This is a genomic window from Streptomyces sp. AC555_RSS877 (assembly GCF_019049245.1).
Classification (GTDB): Bacteria; Actinomycetota; Actinomycetes; order Streptomycetales; family Streptomycetaceae; genus Streptomyces.
This window is the reverse complement of sequence record NZ_JAGMUK010000060.1, coordinates 293,655-318,012: the sequence shown is the minus strand read 5'-3', so window position 1 is coordinate 318,012 and position 24,358 is coordinate 293,655. Positions and strand designations below refer to the sequence as shown.

Sequence of the window (24,358 nt, the reverse complement as noted above, 5' to 3'; positions counted from 1 at the left end):
GCGTCCGCCTCTCCGAGGAATTCCAGCTCCACCCCGAACAGTCCACCGACGCCATCGTCATCCACCACCCCGAAGCCAAATACTTCAACGCACGCTGAGACGCGTCTCACCGAGCGCGCTGATCGGACAGGTCGTACACTGGTCGGTCCACCGCAGGCCGGTTCCCACGTGGGAACCGGCCTGATCGTCCCTCAAGGAGGTGCGCCCGGATGACCAGTACGATCCCTGCGCCAGACACTCGTACGGCCGAAGGCTCAGCCCTGCAGGCCGTGCTCCTCGACATGGACGGAACCCTGGTGGACACCGAGGGCTTCTGGTGGGACGTCGAGGTCGAGATCTTCGCCGGTCTCGGCCACACCCTCGACGACTCCTGGCGCCATGTCGTGGTCGGCGGCCCCATGAGCCGCAGCGCGGGGTTCCTGATCGAGGCCACCGGCGCCGACATCGGCCTCGCGGAGCTCACCGGGCTGCTGAACCAGGGCTTCGAGGACCGTATCGACGGCGTCCTGCCGCTGATGCCGGGCGCGACCCGGCTGCTGGCCGAGCTCGCCGCGCACGAGATCCCGACGGCCCTGGTCTCCGCCTCGCACCGGCGCATCATCGACCGGGTGCTCACCTCGCTGGGTCCCCAGTACTTCGCCCTGACGGTCGCCGGTGACGAGGTGGGGCGCACCAAGCCGCATCCCGATCCGTATCTCTTCGCCGCCGCCGGACTCGGCGTGGATCCGGCCAGATGCGCTGTCGTCGAGGACACCTCGACCGGCGTCGCCGCGGCGGAGGCAGCGGGCTGCCACGTGGTGGCGGTGCCGTCCGTGGCGCCCATCGCTCCGGCCGCCCGGCGCACCGTCGTCACCTCGCTCGAAGAGGTGGACCTGGCATTTCTGCGTGGCCTGATGACGGAAATGCGCTAGGCGTTCACCGAGCGTGCAGCGCCGATAGGACGGTAATTCCCCGAGGGTAATTCGACCGGTGCGGATGGCCGAATTCCGGTATCCGACCAGACCGTCGGGGCTGTGACGTTCCCCACTCAGGCCGGGCTCGACAGGGGGTGAGGCGTGTGGTCTCCGCTCCCCGTCGAGGGCCTGAGGCGTGTCCTTGTGTCCCGATTCATGAAACCCTGCACTAATCCTTCCCGCCTCGGGTTTTCGGTCTGTCCGCAGCCGGTTTCACTGCGTGATGGGCCCTCAACTCCGGTGGCTGCGAACCGTCCTGCAGGTGCGGACTAATCTCCTAGCGAGAACATCGCCCTTACCCCGTGATCCGCTGCGCCACCCCTGCATGCCGGATACACGGACTCGACAGCTGTGGAGTAACTCGAGCATGAACCGCAAGACTTTGGTGCTGCCGGCCGTGATCGGCCTGCTCGCGCCGGTGCTCGTCGCCTGCGGTGGGTCAGGCAGCGGGAGTGACGGCGACGGTGCGATCGTCGTCGGCACCACGGACCGGTTCACCGCTTCGAAGGACACTCCGGCGCCCCTCGACCCGGCGTACGCCTACGACGTCGGCACCTGGAACATCCTGCGCCAGACCGTGCAGACCCTGATGGTCCAGCCCAAGGGCGAGGGCGACCCGGTACCGGAGGCCGCCGAGAGCTGCGGCTTCACCGACTCCGGCAACGAGCGCTACGCCTGCAAGCTCCGGGACGGCCTGAAGTTCGCCAACGGCGACGCCATCACCGCCGAGGACGTGAAGTTCTCGATCGACCGCGCCCTCGCGATCAAGGCCGACAGCGGTGTGTTCGCCCTGCTGTCCACCATCGACACCGTCGAAACGCAGGGCGACAACGAAGTCATCTTTCATCTCAAGACCGCGGACGCCACCTTCCCCTTCAAGCTGTCGACCCCCGTCGCCGGCATCGTCAACCCGGACGACTACGAGAAGGGCAAGCTGCGCGAGGGATTCGGCGTGGACGGCTCGGGCCCGTACACCATGCAGGCCGAGGTCAAGGACGACGAGCTCGTCGACGCCGCGTTCACCAGGAACCCCAACTACAAGGGGACGCTGAAGGTGAACAACGACAAGATCAGCCTGCGCTCCTTCGAGGACGCCGACGCCATGGGCGCCGCGCTCGACAAGGGCGACATCAACGTGATGACCCGCACCATGTCGCCGGAGCAGATCGACAAGCTCACCAACGCCACGGACAGCGACATCGACATCGTGGAGACGGCCGGCCTCGAGATCCGCTACCTGGGCTTCGACACCGACGCCCCGTCGGTGAAGTCCAAGGCGGTCCGCCAGGCGATGGCCCAGCTGATCAACCGCAGCGAACTCGTCTCCAAGGTCTACGGCTCCCAGGCGGAACCGCTCTTCTCGATGGTCCCGGCCAGCATCACGGGTCACTCCAACGCGTTCTTCAACAAGTACGGCGACCCGAACGTCACCAAGGCCAAGTCCCTGCTGAGTCAGGCCGGCATCACCGCCCCGGTGAAGCTGACGCTGCACTACACGACCGACCACTACGGCCCGGCCACCAAGCAGGAGTTCGAGGTGCTGCGCAAGCAGCTCAACGACAGCGGCCTGTTCGACGTCGGCATCGAGGGCACGCCCTGGTCGACCTTCCGCTCCGCCGAGCAGAAGGGCGAGTACGACGTCTACGGCATGGGCTGGTTCCCGGACTTCCCGGACGCCGACAACTACCTCGCGCCGTTCCTGGACAAGGACAACACCATCGGCTCGCCCTATGTGAACAGTGAGATCCGCAACAGCCTCATCCCGGAGTCCCGCCGCGAGGCGGACCGGCTGTCCGCGGCCGCCAGCCTGACGGACATTCAGGACATCGTCGCCGACGACGTTCCCGTCCTGCCGCTGTGGCAGGGCAAGCAGTACGTCGCCGCCCGCGAGGACGTCACGGGGACCGCGTACGCGCTCAACTCCTCCTCGACGCTTCAGCTGTGGGAGCTCGGCCGCGGTGTGAGCGGCTGAACCTCCCGTGCCCGGGGCCCGGGAGGGTGGCCCCGGGGTCCGACATCAACGACAAGGGCACGTGTCTAGTGAACAAGCGCAACCCGTGGCCGGTCCTGCCCATCGTGGCGGGGCTGGCCTCCGGCCTGTTGACCGGCTGCGGAACGGAGTCAGGCGGCTCCGGTGGCAGCGGCTCCTCGGTGGTGATGGGGATGTCCGACGACGTCCTGGCCACCGACCCCGCCTCCGGCTACGACCCCGGCTCCTGGCTGATGTTCAACAACGTCTTCCAGTCGCTCATGAGCTTCCCCAAGGGCGCCACGGAACCGCAGCCGGAGGCCGCCGAGGAGTGCTCCTTCACGGACACGCGGACCCAGGTCTACGAGTGCACCCTGAAGGACGGTCTCAAGTTCAGCAACGGCAACTCGCTCACTTCGGAGGACGTCAAGTTCTCCTTCGACCGCATGCTGAAGATCAATGACGACGCCGGTCCCGCGATCATGTTCCCCATGCTGGAGAAGGTCGAGACCCCGGACGAGGAGACGGTGGTCTTCCACCTCAACACACCCGACGCCACCTTCCCGAGCAAGATCGCCTCGGGTGCCGGCTCCATCGTCGACCACACCCAGTACGACGCCGACGGGCTGCGCGAGGACGGGGAGGCGGTGGGCTCCGGCCCGTACAAGTTGGACCACTTCGGCGAGGACGAGGCCGTCTTCTCGGTCAACGAGAACTACAAGGGCACCGCCGACGTGCAGAACACCGGCGTCACGCTGAAGTTCTTCCACGGCGACCAGGCCGCGCTGAAGAAGTCACTGCTCGCCAACAAGGTCGACATCGCCTACCGAGGCCTGTCCGCGAGCGACATCGCCGACATCGAGCAGGCCGACGACAGTTCCGGCGTGGAGATCGTCGAGGGCAGCAGCGCGGAGGTCCAGCACCTCGTCTTCAACATGGACGACCCGGTCGCCGGACAGCTCGGCGTCCGCAAGGCCATAGCCCACCTGCTCGACCGCGACGCCCTCATCAAGGACGTCTACCAGGGCACGGCCACCCCGCTGTACTCGATCATCCCGGCGGGCATCTCCGGCCACAACACGGCCTACTTCGACACCTACGGCGCCCGCCCCTCCAAGGCCAAGGCCGCCGCCGCCCTGCAGGCCGACGGCGTCACCGGCAAGGTGAAGCTGACCCTCTGGTCGACCCCGTCCCGCTACGGTCCCGCCACCGACGACGAGCTGACGGCGATCGCCGAACAGCTCAACGCCAGCGGCCTGTTCGACGCCGACGTGCAGTCCGTCGCCTTCGACCAGTACGAGCAGGACATCGCCGACGGCAAGTACGGCGTCTACGTCAAGGGCTGGGTGCCCGACTACCCGGACGCCGACAACTTCACGGCCCCCTTCTTCGGCGAGGGCAACGTGCTGAGCAACAACTACGCCAACAAGGCGATCACCGGCACGCTCATCCCGCAGACCGCCGCCGAGAGCGACCGCGCCGCCACCGACGACTCCTACGGCAAGCTCCAGGACATCGTCGCCGACGAACTCCCGGTGCTGCCCGTCTGGCAGGCCAAGCAGTACGCCGTCACCCGCGACGACGTCTACGGCCTGGAGTACTGTCTCGACGCCTCGACCGTGTTCCGCTTCTGGGAGCTCAGCAAGGGCTGAGCGAGGGCCCCACGAACGCCGAGGGCGCCCCCTGCTGGTGAGCGGGGGGCGCCCTCGGCGTCGTAGAACCGTTTACTGCGCCCCGGGGCGCACCAGCCCGCTCTCGTACGCGTACACCGCCGCCTGTACTCGGTCGCGCAGCCCCAGCTTGGTGAGGACGTGACCGACGTGCGTCTTGACGGTGGTCTCGCTGACGAAGAGGTCGGCGGCGATCTCCGCGTTGGACAGGCCGCGCGCCACCAGCTTCAGCACCTCCACCTCACGGTCGGTGAGGGTGTGCAGCGTGTCCGGGACCGGTTCCTCGCCGGACGGCAGATGCGTGGCGTACTTGTCGAGCAGCCGGCGCGTGATGCTCGGCGCGAGCATCGCCTCGCCCGAGGCCACCACCCGGATCGCCTGGACCAGCTCGTTGGCCGGGGCGTCCTTGAGCAGGAAACCGCTGGCTCCCGCGCGCAGCGCCTCCACCACGTACTCGTCGAGGTCGAACGTGGTCAGCACCAGCACCTTGGCCGGGCCGTCCCGCCCGGGCCCGGTGATCTGCCTGGTCGCCTCCACGCCGTCCATCCGGGGCATACGGATGTCCATCAGAACCACGTCGGGCTGCAAGGCCCGCACCTGGTCCAGAGCCTGGAGGCCGTCTCCGGCCTCGCCGACGACCGCGAGATCCTGCTCGGCCTCCAGAATCATCCGGAAGCCGGTGCGCAGCAGCGGCTGGTCGTCGACCAGTAGGACGCGGATGGCCACGTAAGTCTCCTTCGCTAGTCCGGCCCCATTCTGCCCTGCGGCGCGTCCTGGGACTCCAGCGCCCTCACCGCCAGCGGATAGGGCGGGGGAGTGCCGCCGAACTCCGGGCAGTGCGCCTGGTGGTCGCACCAGCCGCACAGCTTGGTGGGGCGGGGCCGCCATTCGCCGGTGTCCGTGGCCTCCCGGATCGCCTCCCACAGTGCGTGCAGCTTGCGCTCGACGCGCTCCAGGTCGGCGAGGACGGGGTCGTACGTCAGGACGTCACCGCTGCCGAGGTAGACGAGCTGGAGCCGGCGCGGAATCACGTTCTTCAGCCGCCACACCACCAGGGCGTAGAACTTCATCTGGAACAGGGCACCCTCGGCGTACTCGGGCCGGGGCGCCTTGCCCGTCTTGTAGTCGACGATCCGCACCTCGCCGGTGGGCGCCACATCGACCCGGTCGATGATCCCGCGCAGCTTCAGCCCGGAGTCCAACTGGGCCTCGATGAACAGCTCGCGCTCGGCGGGCTCGAGCCGCGTGGGGTCCTCCAGCGTGAACCAGCGCTCCACCAGCCGCTCCGCCTCGCCGAGCCAGCGTGTCAGCCGCTCGCCCTCCGGATCGTCGGCGAACAGCTCGACGACCTCGGGGCGGGACTCCCTGAGCCGGTCCCACTGACCGGGGATGAGCGACTTGGCGCGGGGCGCGGTCCGCTCCGCGGCCGGGGCGTCGAAGAGCCGCTCCAGCACCGCGTGCACCAGCGTGCCTCTGGTCGCCGCCTCGCTCGGCTTCTCGGGCAGCCGGTCGATCACCCGGAACCGGTACAGCAGCGGGCACTGCATGAAGTCACTGGCACGCGAGGGGGACAGGGAGGCCGGCGCTATGGCGGCGGACCGGACCGGGACCGTCGTGGCCGCGCTGTCCACCGCCTCTGCCGTCGTCGCCGGCTCGGCCGTGACCGGCTGCTCCACGTCTGCGGTGTCGCCGCCGGTGGCCGCTGTGACGCCCTCTGCGCTCGTCTCCATGACGACAGACCATACGGCCCGCCACTGACAGTGACCCAGTCACGGTCGTGGCCGGTGCGACGACGGAGGAAACACGGGGGTGCCGGGGCGGAACGCGTCGCCACGGCCGCATACCATCGACCCGAGACCCTCCCGTCCGGCAGGCACGGGGGACGCTTCGAACGAGGGGACACCGTGGACGAGAGCGGCGGTAGCGGGCGGCCGCGGCCCGGCAACGACGAGTCGGCCGAGCACCACGCAGCACCTGCGGCCCCGGCCCCCGACCCCGCACGCCCCAACCCGGCCCCGAAGCGCACCGGCACCGACGAGACCACTCCACCCGACGAACCGACCATGGTCGTACGACGGTTGGACGCGCCCCAGGGGGAGAACACCGGGGACGCCGCGACGGACAGCGACGCCGAGGGGCACCAGGCCCAGGTCCAGGGCCACGAAGCGAAGGATCACGAAGCCAAGGGTCCCGTAGCCGGCAGTCACGAAGTCAGCGGTCACGAAGCCGGCCGTCACGAAGGCAGCCGGCCCGCAGAATCCGGCACCGGAGCAACGGCTCCGCGAGCCGACGGCCCCGAAGCGCAGGGCGCGGCAGCAGCTGGTCTCCCACCGCACCGCCCCGAAGCAGCGGGCTCCCCACCGCACGGCCCCGAGGCGCAGGGATCCGGGAGCCAAGCCGCCGCGGACCTCGGTTCCGAGGCCAAGGCCCCCGCGGAACCCGGCGGCGACGCCGAGGCCCCCGCGCCCCAGGGTTCCGGAGCCCATGGCTCCGCAGAGCGCGGGCAGGACCCGTGGGGTACCGAGGCGCAGGTACCCGCAGGTCAAGCGCGGGACGCGGGAGCCGGCGACCCGGCGCCCGCCGCCACCCCCCACTCCGGGGAAGCCCCCCACCACGGCACCTCCGCCGGCGACCGCACCCTCGCCCGCTCCGGTCTCGCCAAGGGCCGTCAGCCCAGGCGCCCCCGGGAACCCGGGCCCGGCGGCGGGCTGCTGATGGGGCGGCCGTTCGGGGTGCCGGTGTATGTCGCGCCCAGCTGGTTCCTCGTCGCCGCCCTGATCACCTGGGTGTTCGGCGGCCAGCTCGACCGCGTGCTGCCGGAACTCGGCGCCGCCCGCTACCTGGTCTCCCTCTTCTTCGCGGTCGCCTTCTACGCCTCCGTGCTCATCCACGAACTGGCCCACACGGTCGCGGCCCTCCGCTTCAAGCTGCCCGTCCGCCGCATCCAGCTCCAGTTCTTCGGCGGGGTCTCCGAGATCGAGAAGGAGGCCGAGACCCCGGGGCGGGAGTTCTGGCTGGCCTTCGTCGGCCCGCTGCTCTCCCTCGTTCTCTCCGGCCTCTTCTACCTCGCCCTGCTGCCCGTCGAGCCCGGCACGGTCCCGGGCGTGCTGCTGGCCGGCCTGATGATCTCCAACCTCATCGTCGCCGCCTTCAACCTCCTGCCCGGCCTGCCCCTCGACGGCGGCCGTATGCTCCGCGCGGTCGTCTGGAAGATCACCGGCAAGCCGATGAGCGGCACCATCGCCGCCGCCTGGGTCGGCCGCGCCCTCGCTGTCTGTGTCCTGATCGGCCTGCCGCTGCTCACCCAGTCCGGGGCGCTCGGCTCCAACGCCGAGGACAACGTCGGCATGGACACCGTCATGGACGCCCTGCTCGCCGCGATCCTCGCCGCCATCATCTGGACCGGCGCCGGCAACAGCCTGCGCATGGCCCGCCTGCGCGAACACCTGCCCGAGCTGCGCGCCCGCAACCTCACCCGCCGCGCGGTTCCCGTGGAGACGAACACTCCGCTCTCCGAGGCCCTGCGCCGGGCCAATGCGGCCGGCGCGCGCGCCCTGGTCGTCGTCGACGCCGACGGGAACCCGCTGTCCCTCGTCCGCGAGGCCGCCATCGTGGGGGTACCGGAACACCGCCGCCCCTGGGTCGCCGTCAGCGGCCTCGCACAGGACCTCACCGAGGGCATGCGGGTCTCCGCGGAGCTGGCGGGCGAGGACCTTCTGGACGCCCTGCGCACCACGCCGGCCACCGAGTACCTGGTCGTCGAGGAGACCGGCGAGATCTACGGCGTCCTGTCGGCGGCCGACGTGGAGCGGGCTTTCGTGAAGGCGATGGCCCGCCCGAGCTGAACACCGGGTGGTCGGCGCCTCCCCCAAACGCCGGTAGGCTGGTCACATGTCCGAACCGACCGGTGCCGCCCGCAGGCGCGGGCCCTTCAAGGTCGGGGACCAGGTTCAGCTGACCGACCCCAAGGGCCGCCACTACACGTTCACGCTCGAGGCCGGGAAGAATTTTCACACCCACAAGGGTTCCTTCCCGCACGACGAACTGATCGGCGCTCCCGAGGGCAGCGTTGTCCGCACCACCGGGAACGTCGCCTACCTCGCGCTGCGCCCCCTGCTCCCCGACTACGTCCTGTCCATGCCCCGCGGGGCAGCCGTCGTCTACCCGAAGGACGCGGGGCAGATCCTCGCCTTCGCCGACATCTTCCCCGGCGCCCGCGTCGTCGAGGCCGGCGTCGGCTCCGGCTCGCTCAGCAGCTTCCTGCTGCGCGCCATCGGCGACCAGGGCATGCTGCACTCCTACGAGCGCCGCGAGGACTTCGCCGAGATCGCCCGGCAGAACGTGGAGCGCTACTTCGGCGGCCCGCACCCGGCCTGGCAGCTCACCGTCGGCGACCTCCAGGACAACCTGAGCGACCCCGACGTCGACCGGGTCATCCTCGACATGCTCGCCCCGTGGGAGTGCCTGGAGGCCGTCTCCAAGGCGCTCGTCCCCGGCGGCATCCTGTGCTGCTACGTGGCGACCACCACCCAGCTCGCCCGGACCGTCGAGTCCATCCGCGAGTTCGGCTGCTTCAACGAGCCGTCCGCCTGGGAGTCGATGATCCGCAACTGGCACGTCGAGGGCCTGGCCGTCCGCCCGGACCACCGGATGATCGGCCACACCGGCTTCCTGCTCACCGCCCGCCGCCTCGCCGACGGCGTCGAGCCGCCCATGCGCCGCCGCCGCCCCGCCAAGGGCGCCTACGGCGACGACTACACCGGCCCCAACGCCGACGCGGGCGCAGGCCGCTAGAGCACGCCCTCCAGGGCGGCCTCGTGCCGCGTCAACGCACAAACGCCGTGGCCGGGTTCCCGGACACCTCCGGGAACCCGGCCACGGCGCATCCGCGTTGACGCGGAGTCAGAATCCGCAGCACCTCGGCCCGGCCCGGTTCGCAGAGCCAGTGGACTGTGAACTGCCACCCCGCCGTTCCCGCGCACTGTGACGTGTGGCACCATGCAGGCCACCCCCACCGGTACAGCCCCACGGGAGACACTTTCCAGTGCAGCAATCCGCCGTCCCGGAATTGGCACACACCCACACCCGTCCGATCCACTGGGTCGCCACCGCGACGGCGGTCGCCGCGGTAGTGGCCCTCTCCTCGGTCCTGCAACCCAACGCGGCCACGGCGGCCCAGGCGGCCGGCCCGGAGACCAAGGGCGCCCCGGCCGTTACCGGGCCCCTCGACCCCACGGGTGTCGACTTCCCGATCGAGTGCGGTCGGGTCAAGGAGCTCGTGGTGAAGAAGGCCTCCGGAGACCTTGACGGCGACGGCAGGCCGGAGACGGCGGTCGTGGTGCACTGCGACGCGGCGATGGGTACCCCGCCCGACGGCGTGTACGTCCTCACCCGGGCGGCGGACGGCGGCAAGCCCCGGGTGGTGGCCACCCTGGTCGACCCCAAGGACCGACGCACCGTGACCGACTTCGCCCTCCGGGACGGAGCCGTCCTCGCGACGCTCCTCGGCTATTCGTCCGCTGACGTGCCCAGTTGCTGCCCGGATGTCAAGGACAGCGCGAAGTGGGCGTGGAAGAACGGCGCGTTCGTCCGCTCGACACCCGCCGGGGCACAGAACGTCTGAACCACGCAACCCGGCCGTGTGAGATATCAGACAGCGGTAACGGGTTGTAGCGCCGGTGTCACTCGGCGTCAGGACCGTAGACCTCGACCTTGTCCGAAACGCGGCGAACGTGGATGCAGTCGCCCGGACATTCCTTCGCGGAGTCCACCACATCGGTGAGAAGCGGCAACGGTACGGGCGTTGTGGCGCCCTTGTCCTGAAGGAGTTCGTCGCCGGAGCCCTTCACATAGGCCAGGCCGTCGATGTCCAGCTCGAACACCTCGGGCGCGTACTGGGCGCAGATGCCGTCGCCGGTACACAGATCCTGGTCGATCCAGACCTCCAGATCGTCGCTGGCGGCCCCGGCCTGCTGCTGCACGCTCATCTCTCCTGCCGTTTCTGCGTCGAGCCGAACGGGAATCCGGCCAGCTCTGACGGGTGTTGAACACTTTGACCCTACCTCCGGCAGCTTTCCAATCATGTTCCGTGGGTATTCCCCTGGCGTGAGGGAGAGCGCAAGGGTGAAGATCGGACACACCCCGACAGTCTTTTGATCTAGGGGTTTCAATCGACACCCACCCAGGTAGGGTCTGGAAGCGTCCAGCTCCCCTTGGAGGAGGTGAGGACCGTGGCAGCCCACGACGACGACATGAACCGCGGCATCCGCCCGGGACGAGGGTCCGAGGACCCCGACGGGCAGATTGCCTACCTTGAGCAGGAGATCGCCGTCCTGCGACGTAAGCTCGCCGACTCTCCGCGACACACGAGGATTCTCGAAGAGCGGATCGTCGAGCTGCAGACCAACCTGGCCGGCGTGTCCGCTCAGAACGAGCGACTCGCCAACACGCTCCGTGAGGCCCGAGACCAGATCGTGGCTCTCAAGGAGGAGGTCGACCGGCTCGCGCAGCCGCCGGCCGGCTTCGGTGTCTTCCTGCAGGCGAATGAGGACGGCACCGCCGACATCTTCACCGGCGGCCGCAAACTACGGGTGAACGTCAGCCCCAGCGTCGAGGTCGACGAGCTCCGGCGCGGCCAGGAACTGATGCTCAACGAAGCTCTCAACGTGGTCGAGGCCATGGAGTACGAGAGCGTGGGTGACATCGTCACCCTCAAGGAGATCCTCGAGGACGGCGAGCGCGCCCTCGTGGTGGGGCACACCGACGAGGAACGGGTGGTACGGCTCGCCGAGCCGCTGCTGGACGTCGTCATCCGTCCCGGTGACGCCCTGCTGCTCGAACCTCGTTCCGGCTATGTCTACGAGGTCGTCCCGAAGAGCGAGGTCGAGGAGCTCGTCCTCGAAGAGGTCCCGGACATCGGCTACGAGCAGATCGGCGGTCTGGGCGGCCAGATCGAGGCGATCCGCGACGCGGTCGAGCTCCCGTACCTCTACCCCGACCTCTTCAAGGAGCACGAACTGCGGCCGCCCAAGGGCGTCCTGCTGTACGGGCCTCCTGGATGCGGCAAGACGCTCATCGCCAAGGCCGTCGCCAACTCGCTGGCCAAGAAGGTCGCCGAGGTGACCGGACAGGCCACGGGCAAGAGCTTCTTCCTCAACATCAAGGGCCCCGAGCTCCTGAACAAGTACGTCGGCGAGACCGAGCGGCAGATCCGCCTGGTCTTCCAGCGTGCTCGTGAGAAGGCCAGCGAGGGCACCCCCGTCATCGTCTTCTTCGACGAGATGGAGTCCCTCTTCCGCACCCGTGGTTCCGGTGTCAGCTCGGACGTGGAGAACACCATCGTCCCGCAGCTGCTCGCCGAGATCGACGGCGTGGAGGGCCTGCAGAACGTGGTCGTGATCGGTGCCTCCAACCGTGAGGACATGATCGACCCCGCCATCCTGCGACCCGGCCGGCTCGACGTGAAGATCAAGATCGAGCGTCCGGACGCCGAAGCGGCCAAGGACATCTTCGGCAAGTACCTCACCGAGCGCCTCCCTCTGCACTCCGACGACCTCGGCGAGCACGGCGGCAGCAGGACCACCACCGTCCAGAGCATGATCCAGACGGCCGTGGAACACATGTACGCAGAATCCGAGGAAAACCGCTTCCTGGAAGTCACCTACGCCAATGGCGACAAGGAAGTCCTCTACTTCAAGGACTTCAATTCCGGCGCCATGATCGAGAACATCGTGGGCCGCGCCAAGAAGATGGCGATCAAGGACTTCCTGGAGCACACCCAGAAGGGCCTGAGGGTTTCCCACCTCCTGCAGGCCTGCGTGGACGAGTTCAAGGAAAACGAGGACCTGCCCAACACCACCAACCCGGACGACTGGGCCCGCATCTCCGGCAAGAAGGGCGAGCGGATCGTTTACATCCGTACGCTCATCACCGGAAAGCAGGGTGCGGACACCGGACGCTCCATCGACACGGTGGCGAACACCGGTCAGTACCTGTAAAAGACAGGGCGGCTGCGGGTGCCCTCACCGGGTACCCGCAGCCGACTGTTTTTCGGGCGATGCTGGAGCAAGGCAATGACGCAAATGATCTCCCCACCAGCGCAGTGGCGTTCTAGGCTCTTCGGTACCGCCGAGTCGCGCAGTGCGGGGACGGGCACCGCACACGCACCGGAGCGCCAGCGGTACTTGAGCGGCGCCCCCGACCGAGGGCGCCGCCGGGCAAGGAGGGCCGCATGACCGTACGGCGAGTAATGGGCATCGAGACGGAGTACGGGATCTCCGTCCCCGGTCACCCCAACGCCAATGCCATGCTCACCTCGTCCCAGATCGTCAACGCCTACGCGGCGGCGATGCACCGGGCCCGCCGGGCCCGCTGGGATTTCGAGGAGGAGAACCCGCTGCGGGACGCGCGAGGCTTCGACCTCGCCCGCGAGGTCGCCGACTCCAGCCAGCTCACCGACGAGGACATCGGGCTGGCCAATGTGATCCTCACCAACGGCGCGCGGCTCTACGTCGACCACGCGCACCCCGAATACAGCTCTCCCGAGGTCACCAACCCCTGGGACGCCGTCCTGTGGGACAAGGCCGGCGAGCGGATCATGGCAGAGGCGGCCGAGCGTGCCGCTCAGCTCCCCGGAGCGCAGCCGATCCACCTCTACAAGAACAACACCGACAACAAGGGCGCCTCCTACGGGACGCACGAGAACTACCTGATGAAGCGGGAAACCGCCTTCTCGGACATCGTGCGCCACCTGACGCCGTTCTTCGTCTCCCGCCAGGTCGTCACCGGGGCGGGGCGCGTCGGCATCGGCCAGGACGGGCACGAGCACGGCTTCCAGCTCAGTCAGCGCGCCGACTACTTCGAGGTCGAGGTGGGCCTGGAGACCACCCTCAAGCGCCCGATCATCAACACCCGCGACGAGCCGCACGCCGACGCCGAGAAGTACCGCCGCCTGCACGTGATCATCGGCGACGCGAACCTCTCGGAGATCTCCACCTACCTGAAACTGGGCACGACGGCTCTCGTCCTGTCCATGATCGAGGACGGCTTCATCGCCGTCGACCTGGCGGTCGACCAGCCCGTACGCACCCTTCACCAGGTCTCCCACGACCCGACGCTCAAGCGTCTGGTCACGCTCCGCAGCGGCCGGACCCTCACTGCGGTCCAGCTGCAGATGGAGTACTTCGAGCTCTCGCGCAAGTACGTGGAGGAGCGGTACGGCGCGGACGCCGACGAGCAGACCAAGGACGTTCTGGCCCGCTGGGAGGACACGCTCAACCGCCTGGAGAACGACCCCATGAGCCTGGCCGGCGAGCTGGACTGGGTCGCCAAGCGGGAGCTCATGGAGGGCTACCGGCGCCGTGACGATCTCGACTGGGATGCCGCCCGGCTGCACCTGGTCGATCTCCAGTACGCCGACGTACGCCCCGACAAGGGCCTGTACAACCGTCTGGCGGCCCGCGGGCGCATCAAGCGGCTGCTGAGCGACGACCAGGTCGAGCGGGCCCGTACGAAGCCACCGGAGGACACGCGTGCGTACTTCCGCGGCCGCTGCCTGGAGCAGTACGCCGACGATGTCGCCGCGGCCTCCTGGGACTCCGTGATCTTCGATCTGCCGGGCCGGGACTCGCTCCAGCGCGTTCCAACCCTCGAACCTCTTCGCGGAACGCGAAATCACGTCAAGGAGCTCCTGGACCGCTGCCGGACGGCCGAAGACCTGGTCAGGGTGCTGTCGGGCAACTGAGGGGGTACTCGGGGCCGACCCGGTCCCACAGGGTGGAATCCCCGGCGTACGGGAATCATCGAGGTGGTCCCCGGACGTTGAGGGAACTGCGGGGCCGATGTCGGACCCTGCTTGTAGGGTCTGATCAAGAACGTCGAACCGAGCGGGGTGAGGGTTATGGCGACCAAGGACACCGGCGGCGGACAGCAGAAGGCGACGCGCAACACCGAGGAGGTCGAGGAGGCGCCCGAGGCGCAGGCATCCGAAGACCTCAAGGAGCGCCAGGAGAAGCTGAGCGACGACGTCGACTCGGTACTGGACGAGATCGACGACGTCCTCGAGGAGAACGCCGAGGACTTCGTGCGTTCCTTCGTGCAAAAGGGCGGTCAGTAACGCCCGTTGTCCGTCCCGGAGTCGGCCCGCGCAAGCAGGTCGTCGCCGGGACGGATGACCGGCGTCCGCACGGGTATGGTCCGTGCACAGATTTGATGATCGGCTCGGCCGTTCCCGTCGGGCCGCCGCCTTACGTGGAAGGAATCGCGTGGAAGCCAACCCTCGTAGCACCGGGCGTCTGCCGGCTGCCTTCCTGACGCCCGGCTCGTCCTCCTTCATGGACTTCCTGTCCGAGCACCAGCCGGAGATCCTCCCGGGCAACCGGCAGCTCCCGCCCACCCAGGGCGTGATCGAGGCGCCGCACGGCACCACGATCGTGGCCGTGACGTTCCCCGGCGGTGTCGTGCTCGCCGGTGACCGGCGCGCCACGATGGGCAACGTCATCGCACAGCGCGACATCGAGAAGGTCTTCCCGGCCGACGAGTACTCGGCCGTCGGCATCGCCGGCACCGCCGGTCTCGCGGTCGAGATGGTCAAGCTCTTCCAGCTCGAGCTGGAGCACTTCGAGAAGGTCGAGGGAGCGCAGCTCTCCCTGGAGGGCAAGGCGAACCGCCTGTCGACCATGATCCGTTCCAACCTCGGCATGGCCATGCAGGGCCTGGCCGTGGTCCCGCTCTTCGCCGGGTACGACGTGGACCGGGGCAGGGGCCGCATCTTCTCCTACGACGTCACCGGTGGCCGCTCCGAGGAGCACAACTTCGCGGCGACGGGCTCCGGCTCGGTCTTCGCCCGGGGCGCCATGAAGAAGCTCTTCCACGCCGGCCTGACCGAGGCCGAGGCCACGATGCTCGTGGTCCAGGCCCTCTACGACGCGGCAGACGACGACTCGGCGACCGGCGGTCCCGATGTCGCCCGCCGGATCTACCCGATCGTCACCGTGATCACCGAGGACGGCTTCCGCCGGCTCGACGAGGACGAGTCCTCCGAGATCGCCCGCTCGATCCTGGAGCGGCGCCTGGAGCAGCCCGACGGCCCGCGCGCCGCCCTGCTCTAGCCGACGGGCCGGTTTCTTACCAAGGTGATCCAGGGAATTCGACGGAACCCAGAAGAGAGGGACGGATAACCGGTGTCGACGCCGTTCTATGTCTCACCCCAGCAGGCCATGGCCGACCGGGCGGAGTACGCCCGCAAGGGCATCGCCCGTGGCCGCAGCCTGGTCGTGCTGCAGTACGCCGACGGCATCGTCTTCGTCGGCGAGAACCCGTCCCGCGCGCTGCACAAGTTCAGCGAGATCTACGACCGCATCGGCTTCGCGGCCGCCGGCAAGTACAACGAGTACGAGAACCTCCGCATCGGCGGCGTCCGGTACGCCGACCTGCGCGGTTACACCTACGACCGTGACGACGTGACCGCCCGTGGTCTCGCCAACGTCTACGCCCAGACCCTGGGCACCATCTTCTCCAGCGCGGCCGAGAAGCCGTACGAGGTGGAGCTGGTCGTCGCCGAGGTCGGGGAGACCCCCGAGGGCGACCAGATCTACCGGCTGCCGCACGACGGTTCGATCGTGGACGAGCACGGCTCGGTCGCCGTCGGCGGCAACGCCGAGACGATCAGCACCTACCTGGATCAGCGTCACGAGGACGGCATGTCGCTCGCCGGGGCGCTGAAGCTGGCCGTCCAGGCGCTGTCACGCGACACCAACGGCAGCGAGCGGGAGATCCCCGCGGAACGCCTGGAGGTGGCCGTGCTGGACCGTACGCGCCCTCAGAAGCGCAAGTTCAAGCGCATCGTCGGCGGCCAGCTCGGCCGGCTGCTGGAGGCCGGCGGCGCGACCACCGAGGCGGAGAGCGCCGAGGAACCCGACGAGACGTAGCCCACCGCGACCTGAAGTGCCCCGGCCGACCCTCGGCCGGGGCACAGGCGCGTCAGGAGCCGCTCGGTGGCGCCGTGGAGCCCCGTACGACCAGCTCGACGGGAATGTCCCCGGCCTCGGGCGCACGGCCCTCCAGGACCGCCAGCAGGGCCCGCATCCCGCGTTCGCCGAACAGCTCCGCGTCCAGCCGTACGGTCGTCAGCTCCGGGTCGATGGCGGTGGCCAGGGCAAGGTCGTCGAGCCCGGTGACCGACACGTCGTCGGGCACCCCCAAACCGAGGCGGCGCAGCGCCTTGTAGGCACCGGCGGCCAGCTTGTCGTCGTCGCAGACCAGCGCGGTCGGCCGTGGGCCGGGGACGGACAGGGCGGCCTCGGCGGCGGTCACGGCGCCCTCGATGGAGATCGGCGCGCGGGCCGTGCGGACCGTGGTGCCGGGCACGGCACCGACCCGTGCGGCCAGTTCGTGGGCGCGTACCTCGAAGGTCCAGGACGGCACGTCCGCCGCCAGGTGCAGGAAGCGGCGGTGCCCCAGGCCCAGCAGGTGCTCGGCGACCTGTCGTACGCCGTCCGCGATGTCCAGGTTGACCGTGGCCGCCCCGAGGCTTCCGGAGGGGTCGCTGTCCAGCATCACCAGGGGCAGCTGGTCGCCGCGGATGGCGGTGAGCGCGTCGGCGGCCATGGAGGAGGCGATGACGCCGTCCAGGGCGGCCTGCGCGGAGGCGAAGGGGTCCCGGGCGGGGCCGACGCCCTCGGGGGAGGGGTACAGGACCACACCGAATCCGTGTTCGGCGGCGACGCGGGCCGCGCCCGTGTAGACGCCCGCGAAGAACTCCGTGGTCAGCGCGGGGACCACCAGGAGCACCGTGCGGGTACGTCCCAGGCGCAGATTGCGGGCCGCCAGGTTGGGCCGGTAGCCCAGCTCCCGCGCGGCCTCCCGGACGCGCTCGGCGGTCATCTCCGACACCCGCCCGCGCCACTTGTCGCCGAGGACCAGGGAGACCGCGGCCTGGGAGACGCCGGCGGCCTGGGCGACGTCACGGCTGGTGGGGCGGGTGCTGCCTCGTGCCACCGGCTGCCTGCTCTTTCGTCTGGACGCGTGAACAGCGCACATGGTACGTATGACAGAGGACGTTATACGTAAAACTTCACGCGTCACCGGCGCACCGGGCGAGCAAAGGGCGGGACATGGTCGCGGGATACCTGGACATCCTCAGGGCGAGGCACGCCGTACGGCTGCTCGCCGGCACGCTGCTGGGGCGGCTGCCGAACGCCACCGCCGCGATCGCGATCGTGCTGTTCGTGCGCGCGGAGGGCGGCACGTACAGCCTGGCCGGCGGGCTCGCGGCCGCGTACGGCGTGGCCAACGCCGTGGGCCAGCCGGTGCTCGGGCGTCTGGTGGACCTGCACGGCCAGCCGCGCGTCCAGCTGCCCGCCGCGCTCCTGTCGGCCCTCGCGATGGCCGTCTTCGCCGTCACGGGCACCGACCCGCTGCCGCTCGCCTACGCCGCCGTGGTGGCCGCCGGGCTCTTCACGCCGCCCCTGGAGGGCGGCCTGCGCGCGTTGTGGCCCAACGTCCTCGCCAAGGAGGACCAGGTGCACACCGCGTACGCCATGGACGCGGTCGCCCAGGAGATCATGTTCACCGTCGGGCCGCTGCTGGTGACCCTGTGCACGGCTTTGTGGTCGGCCCAGGCGGCGCTGCTCGTCCTGAACGTCGTCGGCGTGCTGGGCGCCGTCTGGGTGGTCGTCTCGCCGCCCTCGCGCGCGTGGCGCTCGGCGCCGCGCGAGGCGCACTGGCTCGGCGCCCTCAGGTCGCCCGGACTCCTCGCACTCCTCGGCGCGTTCCTCTTCGTCGGGATCGCGCTCGGCTCCATCACCGTCGCCTCGGTGTCGTACGCGGACGACAACGGCGGTGACGCGGTGTACGGCTGGCTGATGGCGGGCATCGGCCTGGGCGCGCTCATCGGCGGCGTGTTCTACGGGGCGCGGCAGTGGACCGGCGAGCCCGCCCGGAGACTGCAGGTCCTGGTGGCCTTCCTGGCGGTGTGTTACCTGCCGCTGACGCTGATGCCGGGCGTGGTCGGCATGACGCTGCTGACGGTCCTCGCCGGTGTCTTCCTCGCGCCTGCCATCGCCTGCGCGTTCGTACTCGTGGACCGGCACGCCCCGCGCGGGACGGTCACCGAGGCGTTCTCCTGGCTCGTGACGACCTTCACCGTGGGCGCGTCCCTCGGAACGGGCCTCGCGGGTCCGGTCGTCGAGGCGGGCGGGACCCTGTGGGGCTTCGTCATGCCGGGCGCCGCAGGAGGCGTGTCATTGCTGGTTCTGCTGGCCACCGGACGGGTCCTCGCAGCTTCCGCCGGAGGAGGGGTGGTTGCGTCTTCATCGGAAAATGATCCAAACCGTGCCGTCGAACCCCGTTTCAGCTCGGGGGATCGGGCGTAATGTTCACTCATGGACCGCCGCATTTTCGGGCTGGAGAACGAGTACGGCGTCACGTGTACGTTCAGGGGACAGCGGCGCCTGTCTCCCGACGAGGTGGCGCGGTACCTCTTCCGCCGTGTCGTGTCATGGGGCCGCAGCAGCAATGTCTTTCTGCGAAACGGCGCCCGCCTCTATCTCGACGTGGGATCACATCCGGAATACGCGACACCCGAATGTGACAACGTGACCGAACTGGTCACCCACGACAAAGCGGGCGAGCGCATTCTCGAAGGACTACTGGTGGACGCCGAACGACGCCTGCACGAGGAAGGAATCGCGGGCGACGTCTACCTCTTCAAGAACAACACCGACTCGGCGGGCAACTCCTACGGCTGCCACGAGAACTATCTGGTGGCCCGGCACGGGGAGTTCTCCCGGCTCGCGGACATCCTCATTCCGTTCCTCGTCACGAGGCAGCTTCTCTGCGGCGCCGGCAAGGTGCTGCAGACCCCGCGGGGCGCGGTGTACTGCGTCAGCCAGCGGGCCGAGCACATCTGGGAGGGCGTCTCCTCGGCGACGACCCGCTCCCGGCCGATCATCAACACCCGCGACGAACCGCACGCCGACGCCGAGCGCTACCGCCGCCTGCACGTCATCGTGGGCGACTCCAACATGTCCGAGACGACCATGCTGCTCAAGGTCGGCGCCACCGACCTGGTGCTGCGCATGATCGAGGCGGGCACCGTGATGCGCGACCTCACCCTGGAGAACCCGATCCGGGCGATCCGCGAGGTCAGTCACGACATCACCGGCCGCCGCAAGGTCCGCCTGGCCAGCGGCCGTGAGGCCTCCGCCCTGGAGGTGCAGCGCGAGTACTACGAGAAGGCCGTGGACTTCTGCGAGCGCCGCGGCATCCGCACCGGCACCGTGGAACAGGTCCTGGAGCTGTGGGGCCGCACGCTGGACTCGATCGAGGCCGAGGACCTCGACCGGATCGGCACCGAGATCGACTGGGTCATGAAGTACAAGCTCATCGAGCGGTACCGGGCCAAGCACAACATGACCATGTCCCACCCGCGGGTCGCGCAGATAGACCTCGCCTACCACGACATCCACCGCCGGCGTGGCCTGTACTACCTGCTGGAGAAGAGGGGCCAAGCCGCCCGGATCTGCAACGACTTGAAGATCTTCGAAGGCAAGTCGGTTCCACCGCAGACCACTCGGGCGCGACTGCGCGGCGACTTCATCCGGCGGGCGCAGGAACAGCGCCGTGACTTCACGGTCGACTGGGTCCACCTCAAGCTCAACGACCAGGCCCAGCGCACGGTCTTGTGCAAGGACCCGTTCCGTTCCGTGGACGACCGGGTGGAGAAGCTGATCGCAGGCATGTGAGCAACCCGTTCCGGAGGAACGTCCGGAACGCAACACGGGCGCCGTACGTTTCACGTACGGCGCCCTTCTCACGCCGTAGAGTTGCGCGCACGCCATCAACAAGATCGACGATTACGAGGCCCCCACTGTGCGCCGACGCTCACTCCTCATCGCCGTACCCACAGGACTTGTCACGCTCGCCGGATGCGGCGACGACGAGTCCGGCTCCAGTGAGGCGAGCGACAGCGCGTCGCCCTCGGCGTCGGCCTCGGCCTCGGGACCCGTCCCGGCGCCGAAGATCGTGGACGGGCCACTGCCGGCGATCACCGCGGGCGCCAAGTTCGGCGAGAAGCCGACGGTCGCCAAGGGCAGCGGCGACCCCTCCAAGGACCTCGCGGTGAAGACGATCATCCCGGGTACCGGCACCACGGCGGCCGAGAACGACTACATCCAGGCGAACTACCTCGGTCAGATCTGGGACACGGCGAAGGTCTTCGACAACTCCTACGACCGCAAGACGCCCCTGCTCATCCAGCTCGCCGCAGGCAGCATCATCGACGGCTGGCGGTACGCCCTGACCGGCAAGAAGACCGGCAGCCGCGTCCAGCTGGCGACCCCGCCCACCTGGGGGTACGGCAAGGAGGGCTACGCGGAGGGCGGCATCAAGGGCACCGACACGCTGGTGTTCGTCATCGACCTGCTGGAGACCTTCAACGCGAAGAGCTCCGCCAAGGGCACGAACGTCGCGCAGGACAACGTGGACGTGCCGAAGGTCGGCACCAACACCGACGGCAAGGCGCCCTCCATCGAGGTCCCCAAGAGCGACGCGCCGAAGAAGCTGGTCGCGAACTACGTCATCGAGGGCGACGGCGAGAAGGTCACCGCCGAGAACACCGTGCTCGTGCAGTACAAGGGCGTTCTGTGGGACTCCGGCAAGGAGTTCGACTCGACGTACGGCCGCAAGGCGCTGACCTCGTTCTCGCTCCAGCAGGTCGTCAAGGGATGGTCGCAGGGACTCACCGGCAAGAAGGTCGGCAGCCGCGTCCTCGTCGTCGTGCCTCCGGACCTGGGTTACGGCGACAGCCCGCCGGCCGACAGCGGCATCAAGAAGGACTCCACGCTGGTCTTCTCGGTCGACATCCTCGCGAAGATGTGATCCCGCCGAGATGCAAGACTGTGCCTGTTGCCTTTCCGTACACAAGCAGGAGCTAGAGACGTGAGCATCGACAAGCCCGAGATCGACTTCCCGGGCGGCGAGCCCCCGGCGGAGCTGGAGATCAAGGACATCTGGGAGGGCGACGGCGAGGTGGCGCAGGCCGGCCAGACCGTCACCGTCCACTACGTCGGCGTTGCCTTCAGCACCGGCGAGGAGTTCGACGCCAGCTGGAACCGCGGCACCCCGTTCCGCTTCCCGCTGGGTGGCGGCCGGGTCATCAAGGGCTGGGACCAGGGCGTGCAGGGCATGAAGGTCGGCGGCCGCCGCCAGCTGACCATCCCCGCCCACCTCGCCTACGGCAACCAGAGCCCGACCCCGGCGATCAAGCCCGGTGAGACGCTGATCTTCGTGGTCGACCTCCTCGGGGTCTGATCGCCGCAGACCGGTCTCGACCACCTGGGGCCCATGCCTGTCCGGGCATGGGCCCTCGGCTTTTGCCGCGCCACTTCGGGGCGGTACGGTCATCGTCCGTAAGCACCATAGGGAGGCGAAGGGCGTCGATGGCCATTGCCAAGGCCGAGCGACTGATGAACCTGGCGCTGTGTCTGCTCGGGACGCGGCGGCCGCTCAGCAAGCGCGAGCTGCGTGAGTCCATCGAGGCCTACCTGGAAGCCGGGTCGGACGACTCCTTCAACCGCATGTTCGAGCGCGACAAGGACGATCTGCGCGAACTCGGCCTGGTCATCGAGACCGTCGAGAACCTGGACGGCGAGATCGGCTACCTGGCCCGCCGCGACAGCAACCGCCTGCCACCCGTCACCCTGGACGCCGAGGAGGCTGCGGCCCTGGGTCTGGCCGCCAAGGTGTGGCAACAGGCCCGGCTCGCCGGCGCGGCCAGTGGCGCCCTGCAGAAGCTGCGCGCCGCGGGACTCCCCGAGGACTTCGACCCGTACGAGACGCATGGCGCACTGGAACCACGCATCCCGGTGCACGAGGCCGCGTTCGAGCCGCTGATGCTGGCCTGCCGCGACCGCCGCCCGGTCGTCTTCGACTACCGCAAGGCCACCGCCGCCCGCCCCGAGCCCCGGCACGTCGAGCCGTGGGCGCTGGAATGCTGGCGCGGCCACTGGTACCTCGCGGGCTGGGACCGCGACCGGAACGCCGAGCGGGTGTTCCGGCTGTCCCGGATCACCGGCAAGGTGCGCTCCCGTGGCGCCCGCTACACCGCCCCCGTCCCCGACGTCGTCACCGTCCGCGAGACCGTCGCGAGCTGGGCCGGCGAGACCGCCGACCGCTCCGCGCTGATCCGGCTGCGCTCCGAGGCGGGCTACCCCCTGCGGGCCAAGGCCGTCTCGGTCCGGGAACTGGGCGACGGCTGGGACGAGTTGGAGATTCCGTACGGCCACGGTCTGGACGCCTGGCTGGTGGAGTTCGGTCCGGACGTGGTGGTCCTGGAACCCGCCGAGTTGCGGGCCGACGTGCTGGACCGGCTACGTGCCGTGGCCAAGGGCTGAGGGGACGTAAGAACGTGGTGGGAAAACCGGCCAGGCCGGCGAACGCCATCGACCAGACCCGGCGGATGCTCTCCCTGATGACGTATCTGAGGGAGCGTCCCGGCGCCCGGGTCGAGGACGTGGCCCGGGCCTTCGGGATCACCGAGGACGAGCTGGTCTCGGACCTCGACGTGCTGCCCATGTGCGGTACCAGCTTCCGCGGCGGCGATCTGCTCGACATCGACACCGACGGCGAGCGCATCTGGTGGCACAACCCCGCTGCCCTCGGCGCAGAAGCAGCCGAGCCACTGCGGCTCGCCGCCGACGAGGCCACCGCTCTCCTGGTCGCCGCCCGCGCGGTGTCCACGCTGCCCGGCCTGCGCGAGAGCGACCGGCAGGCGCTGCTGCGGGCCACCGCCAAGGTGGAGGCCGCGGCCGGCGAGCAGGCCGGGGCCAGCTCCCGGCTGTCGGTCACCTTCGAGTCCGAGGGCGGCGTCTTCGCGGACGTCGACCGGGCCATCTCCGAGCGACGCCGCCTGTGGATCCGCTACTACTCGCCCGCCCGCGACGAGGTCACCGAGCGCGAGATCGACCCGATCCGGCTGGTCAGCGTCGGTCACACCTACGTCGAGGCCTGGTGCCGCCGCTCCGAGGCGCGCCGCACCTTCCGGCTCGACCGGGTCGCCGAGATCAAGATCCTCGACGAGCCGTCCGCGCCGCCCGAGATCGAGTTGCGGGACCTGTCCGAGGGACTGGTGCAGCCCGCCGCCGAGGACCCGGAGGTGGTCGTCGAGGTCGGCCCCGGTGGGCGCTGGGTCGCCGAATACTACCCGCACGACAGTGCGGATGAGCTTCCGGACGGCGGGCTACGTATCACCCTGCGGACCCCGGAACCGGCGTCGCTCAAGCGGCTCGCGCTGCGGCTCGGGCGGGACGGCCGGATCGTCTCGCCACGCGACCTCGCCGACAGCGCCCGCGAGGCGGCCCGCGAGGCACTGGCGGCGTACGACGGGGTCGAGGCGCACGGCGGGGTCGAGGCGCACGGCGCTCCCGGAGCGCCCGTGGTGGACGACGGACAGGACGACAGGCAGGAGCAGGCGCTTTGAGCGAGTCGTCGACGCCCGGCGCGGCAGTCACGGTGGCCGCCGCGTTCGCCGGGATGCGGAACGTGACCCCGGTGACGTTCAGGGCAGGCTGCCCGGACTGCCGGGGCCGCTTCGAGCTCGCCGCGAGCGCCCTGCGCCTGGCCATCGGCGCCACGAGCCGTACGACCTTCTACTCCTTCACCTGCCCCGACTGCTCGACGGTCGTCCGCAAGCCGGCGGGCGAGCGGATCGTCGAGCTGCTGACCGGCGGCGGGGTCAGGACCTTGCGGCTCCACTCGACCCTCTAGGC

22 protein-coding genes are annotated in these 24,358 nt (G+C 69.4%); 18 read left to right on the top strand and 4 right to left on the bottom strand.

Annotated features, from left to right (window positions below):
* Positions 1 to 209: 209 nt before the first annotated feature.
* The 3 genes from KUM49_RS28225 (at position 210) to KUM49_RS28215 (ending at position 4,574) form a co-directional block, all read left to right on the top strand.
* Positions 210 to 911: an HAD family phosphatase gene (locus KUM49_RS28225; RefSeq protein WP_217239771.1), complete on the top strand. Its 702-nt coding sequence runs from the start codon at positions 210 to 212 to the stop codon at positions 909 to 911.
* A gap of 409 nt (positions 912 to 1,320) precedes the next feature.
* Positions 1,321 to 2,925, top strand: a complete 1,605-nt coding sequence (locus KUM49_RS28220; RefSeq protein WP_217239770.1) for an ABC transporter substrate-binding protein — start codon at positions 1,321 to 1,323, stop codon at positions 2,923 to 2,925.
* 68 nt (positions 2,926 to 2,993) lie between these two features.
* Positions 2,994 to 4,574, top strand: coding sequence for an ABC transporter substrate-binding protein (locus KUM49_RS28215; protein WP_217239769.1), 1,581 nt, complete (start codon positions 2,994 to 2,996; stop codon positions 4,572 to 4,574).
* Positions 4,575 to 4,646: 72 nt separating this feature from the next.
* Here the strand turns inward: KUM49_RS28215 and KUM49_RS28210 are convergent, their stop codons facing one another.
* Positions 4,647 to 5,318 carry a response regulator transcription factor gene (locus KUM49_RS28210; protein WP_030038367.1) on the bottom strand — a complete coding sequence of 224 codons (672 nt, stop codon included), beginning with the start codon at positions 5,316 to 5,318 and terminating at the stop codon, positions 4,647 to 4,649.
* A gap of 14 nt (positions 5,319 to 5,332) precedes the next feature.
* Positions 5,333 to 6,322 (bottom strand): RecB family exonuclease, encoded by a 990-nt coding sequence (locus KUM49_RS28205; RefSeq protein WP_217239768.1) that lies wholly within the window; start codon positions 6,320 to 6,322, stop codon positions 5,333 to 5,335.
* Positions 6,323 to 6,496: 174 nt separating this feature from the next.
* Between KUM49_RS28205 and KUM49_RS28200 the strand changes: the two genes are divergently transcribed.
* The 3 genes from KUM49_RS28200 (at position 6,497) to KUM49_RS28190 (ending at position 10,215) form a co-directional block, all read left to right on the top strand.
* Positions 6,497 to 8,437: a site-2 protease family protein gene (locus KUM49_RS28200; protein WP_217239767.1), complete on the top strand. Its 1,941-nt coding sequence runs from the start codon at positions 6,497 to 6,499 to the stop codon at positions 8,435 to 8,437.
* Between the two features lie 46 nt (positions 8,438 to 8,483).
* A complete protein-coding gene (locus KUM49_RS28195) occupies positions 8,484 to 9,386 on the top strand; it encodes a tRNA (adenine-N1)-methyltransferase (protein WP_217239766.1) in 903 nt (300 codons plus the stop codon).
* A 250-nt stretch (positions 9,387 to 9,636) separates the two neighbouring features.
* Positions 9,637 to 10,215: a hypothetical protein gene (locus KUM49_RS28190; RefSeq protein ID WP_217239765.1), complete on the top strand. Its 579-nt coding sequence runs from the start codon at positions 9,637 to 9,639 to the stop codon at positions 10,213 to 10,215.
* A gap of 58 nt (positions 10,216 to 10,273) precedes the next feature.
* Here the strand turns inward: KUM49_RS28190 and KUM49_RS28185 are convergent, their stop codons facing one another.
* Positions 10,274 to 10,579, bottom strand: a complete 306-nt coding sequence (locus KUM49_RS28185) for a ferredoxin (RefSeq protein ID WP_217239764.1) — start codon at positions 10,577 to 10,579, stop codon at positions 10,274 to 10,276.
* 243 nt (positions 10,580 to 10,822) lie between these two features.
* Between KUM49_RS28185 and arc the strand changes: the two genes are divergently transcribed.
* The 5 genes from arc to prcA all read left to right on the top strand — a co-directional run bounded on the left by arc (position 10,823) and on the right by prcA (position 16,519).
* Complete coding sequence (arc, locus tag KUM49_RS28180; protein WP_217239763.1) at positions 10,823 to 12,589, top strand: proteasome ATPase; 1,767 nt, start codon at positions 10,823 to 10,825, stop codon at positions 12,587 to 12,589.
* 233 nt (positions 12,590 to 12,822) lie between these two features.
* Positions 12,823 to 14,334: a depupylase/deamidase Dop gene (gene dop, locus KUM49_RS28175; protein ID WP_374200204.1), complete on the top strand. Its 1,512-nt coding sequence runs from the start codon at positions 12,823 to 12,825 to the stop codon at positions 14,332 to 14,334.
* A 156-nt stretch (positions 14,335 to 14,490) separates the two neighbouring features.
* Complete coding sequence (locus KUM49_RS28170; RefSeq protein ID WP_030038375.1) at positions 14,491 to 14,706, top strand: ubiquitin-like protein Pup; 216 nt, start codon at positions 14,491 to 14,493, stop codon at positions 14,704 to 14,706.
* A 148-nt stretch (positions 14,707 to 14,854) separates the two neighbouring features.
* Positions 14,855 to 15,700, top strand: coding sequence for a proteasome subunit beta (prcB, locus tag KUM49_RS28165; RefSeq protein WP_217239762.1), 846 nt, complete (start codon positions 14,855 to 14,857; stop codon positions 15,698 to 15,700).
* Positions 15,701 to 15,772: 72 nt separating this feature from the next.
* Positions 15,773 to 16,519: a proteasome subunit alpha gene (gene prcA / locus KUM49_RS28160; protein ID WP_217239761.1), complete on the top strand. Its 747-nt coding sequence runs from the start codon at positions 15,773 to 15,775 to the stop codon at positions 16,517 to 16,519.
* Positions 16,520 to 16,571: 52 nt separating this feature from the next.
* Here the strand turns inward: prcA and KUM49_RS28155 are convergent, their stop codons facing one another.
* Positions 16,572 to 17,588 (bottom strand): LacI family DNA-binding transcriptional regulator, encoded by a 1,017-nt coding sequence (locus KUM49_RS28155; protein WP_217239760.1) that lies wholly within the window; start codon positions 17,586 to 17,588, stop codon positions 16,572 to 16,574.
* A 116-nt stretch (positions 17,589 to 17,704) separates the two neighbouring features.
* Here KUM49_RS28155 and KUM49_RS28150 point away from each other — a divergent pair, with 116 nt between their 5' ends.
* The 7 genes from KUM49_RS28150 (at position 17,705) to KUM49_RS28120 (ending at position 24,356) form a co-directional block, all read left to right on the top strand.
* Entirely contained in the window at positions 17,705 to 18,964 is a 1,260-nt protein-coding gene (locus KUM49_RS28150) for an MFS transporter (RefSeq protein WP_217239759.1), read from the top strand.
* 9 nt (positions 18,965 to 18,973) lie between these two features.
* Positions 18,974 to 20,335, top strand: coding sequence for a Pup--protein ligase (pafA, locus tag KUM49_RS28145; protein WP_093909061.1), 1,362 nt, complete (start codon positions 18,974 to 18,976; stop codon positions 20,333 to 20,335).
* A gap of 127 nt (positions 20,336 to 20,462) precedes the next feature.
* The gene (locus tag KUM49_RS28140) at positions 20,463 to 21,470 is read left to right on the top strand and encodes an FKBP-type peptidyl-prolyl cis-trans isomerase (RefSeq protein WP_217239758.1); all 1,008 of its coding nucleotides are present in this window, start codon (positions 20,463 to 20,465) and stop codon (positions 21,468 to 21,470) included.
* Between the two features lie 60 nt (positions 21,471 to 21,530).
* A complete protein-coding gene (locus tag KUM49_RS28135) occupies positions 21,531 to 21,902 on the top strand; it encodes an FKBP-type peptidyl-prolyl cis-trans isomerase (protein ID WP_210922268.1) in 372 nt (123 codons plus the stop codon).
* Between the two features lie 128 nt (positions 21,903 to 22,030).
* Complete coding sequence (locus KUM49_RS28130; RefSeq protein WP_217239757.1) at positions 22,031 to 22,984, top strand: YafY family protein; 954 nt, start codon at positions 22,031 to 22,033, stop codon at positions 22,982 to 22,984.
* 14 nt (positions 22,985 to 22,998) lie between these two features.
* Complete coding sequence (locus KUM49_RS28125; RefSeq protein ID WP_217239756.1) at positions 22,999 to 24,069, top strand: YafY family protein; 1,071 nt, start codon at positions 22,999 to 23,001, stop codon at positions 24,067 to 24,069.
* Positions 24,066 to 24,356, top strand: coding sequence for a hypothetical protein (locus tag KUM49_RS28120; RefSeq protein ID WP_217239755.1), 291 nt, complete (start codon positions 24,066 to 24,068; stop codon positions 24,354 to 24,356). The genes KUM49_RS28125 and KUM49_RS28120 overlap by 4 nt, the downstream gene beginning before the upstream one ends.
* Positions 24,357 to 24,358: the final 2 nt, after the last annotated feature.

What these genes read in the sequence shown, in the direction of transcription:
- KUM49_RS28150 (WP_217239759.1), top strand. Translation starts at nt 17,705, where the DNA reads ATGGTCGCGGGATACCTGGACATCCTCAGGGCGAGGCACGCCGTACGG.
- dop (WP_374200204.1), top strand. Translation starts at nt 12,823, where the DNA reads ATGACCGTACGGCGAGTAATGGGCATCGAGACGGAGTACGGGATCTCC.
- KUM49_RS28185 (WP_217239764.1), bottom strand. Translation starts at nt 10,579, where the DNA reads ATGAGCGTGCAGCAGCAGGCCGGGGCCGCCAGCGACGATCTGGAGGTC.
- KUM49_RS28225 (WP_217239771.1), top strand. Translation starts at nt 210, where the DNA reads ATGACCAGTACGATCCCTGCGCCAGACACTCGTACGGCCGAAGGCTCA.
- KUM49_RS28205 (WP_217239768.1), bottom strand. Translation starts at nt 6,322, where the DNA reads ATGGAGACGAGCGCAGAGGGCGTCACAGCGGCCACCGGCGGCGACACC.
- KUM49_RS28170 (WP_030038375.1), top strand. Translation starts at nt 14,491, where the DNA reads ATGGCGACCAAGGACACCGGCGGCGGACAGCAGAAGGCGACGCGCAAC.
- KUM49_RS28220 (WP_217239770.1), top strand. Translation starts at nt 1,321, where the DNA reads ATGAACCGCAAGACTTTGGTGCTGCCGGCCGTGATCGGCCTGCTCGCG.
- KUM49_RS28130 (WP_217239757.1), top strand. Translation starts at nt 22,031, where the DNA reads ATGGCCATTGCCAAGGCCGAGCGACTGATGAACCTGGCGCTGTGTCTG.
- KUM49_RS28195 (WP_217239766.1), top strand. Translation starts at nt 8,484, where the DNA reads ATGTCCGAACCGACCGGTGCCGCCCGCAGGCGCGGGCCCTTCAAGGTC.
- pafA (WP_093909061.1), top strand. Translation starts at nt 18,974, where the DNA reads ATGGACCGCCGCATTTTCGGGCTGGAGAACGAGTACGGCGTCACGTGT.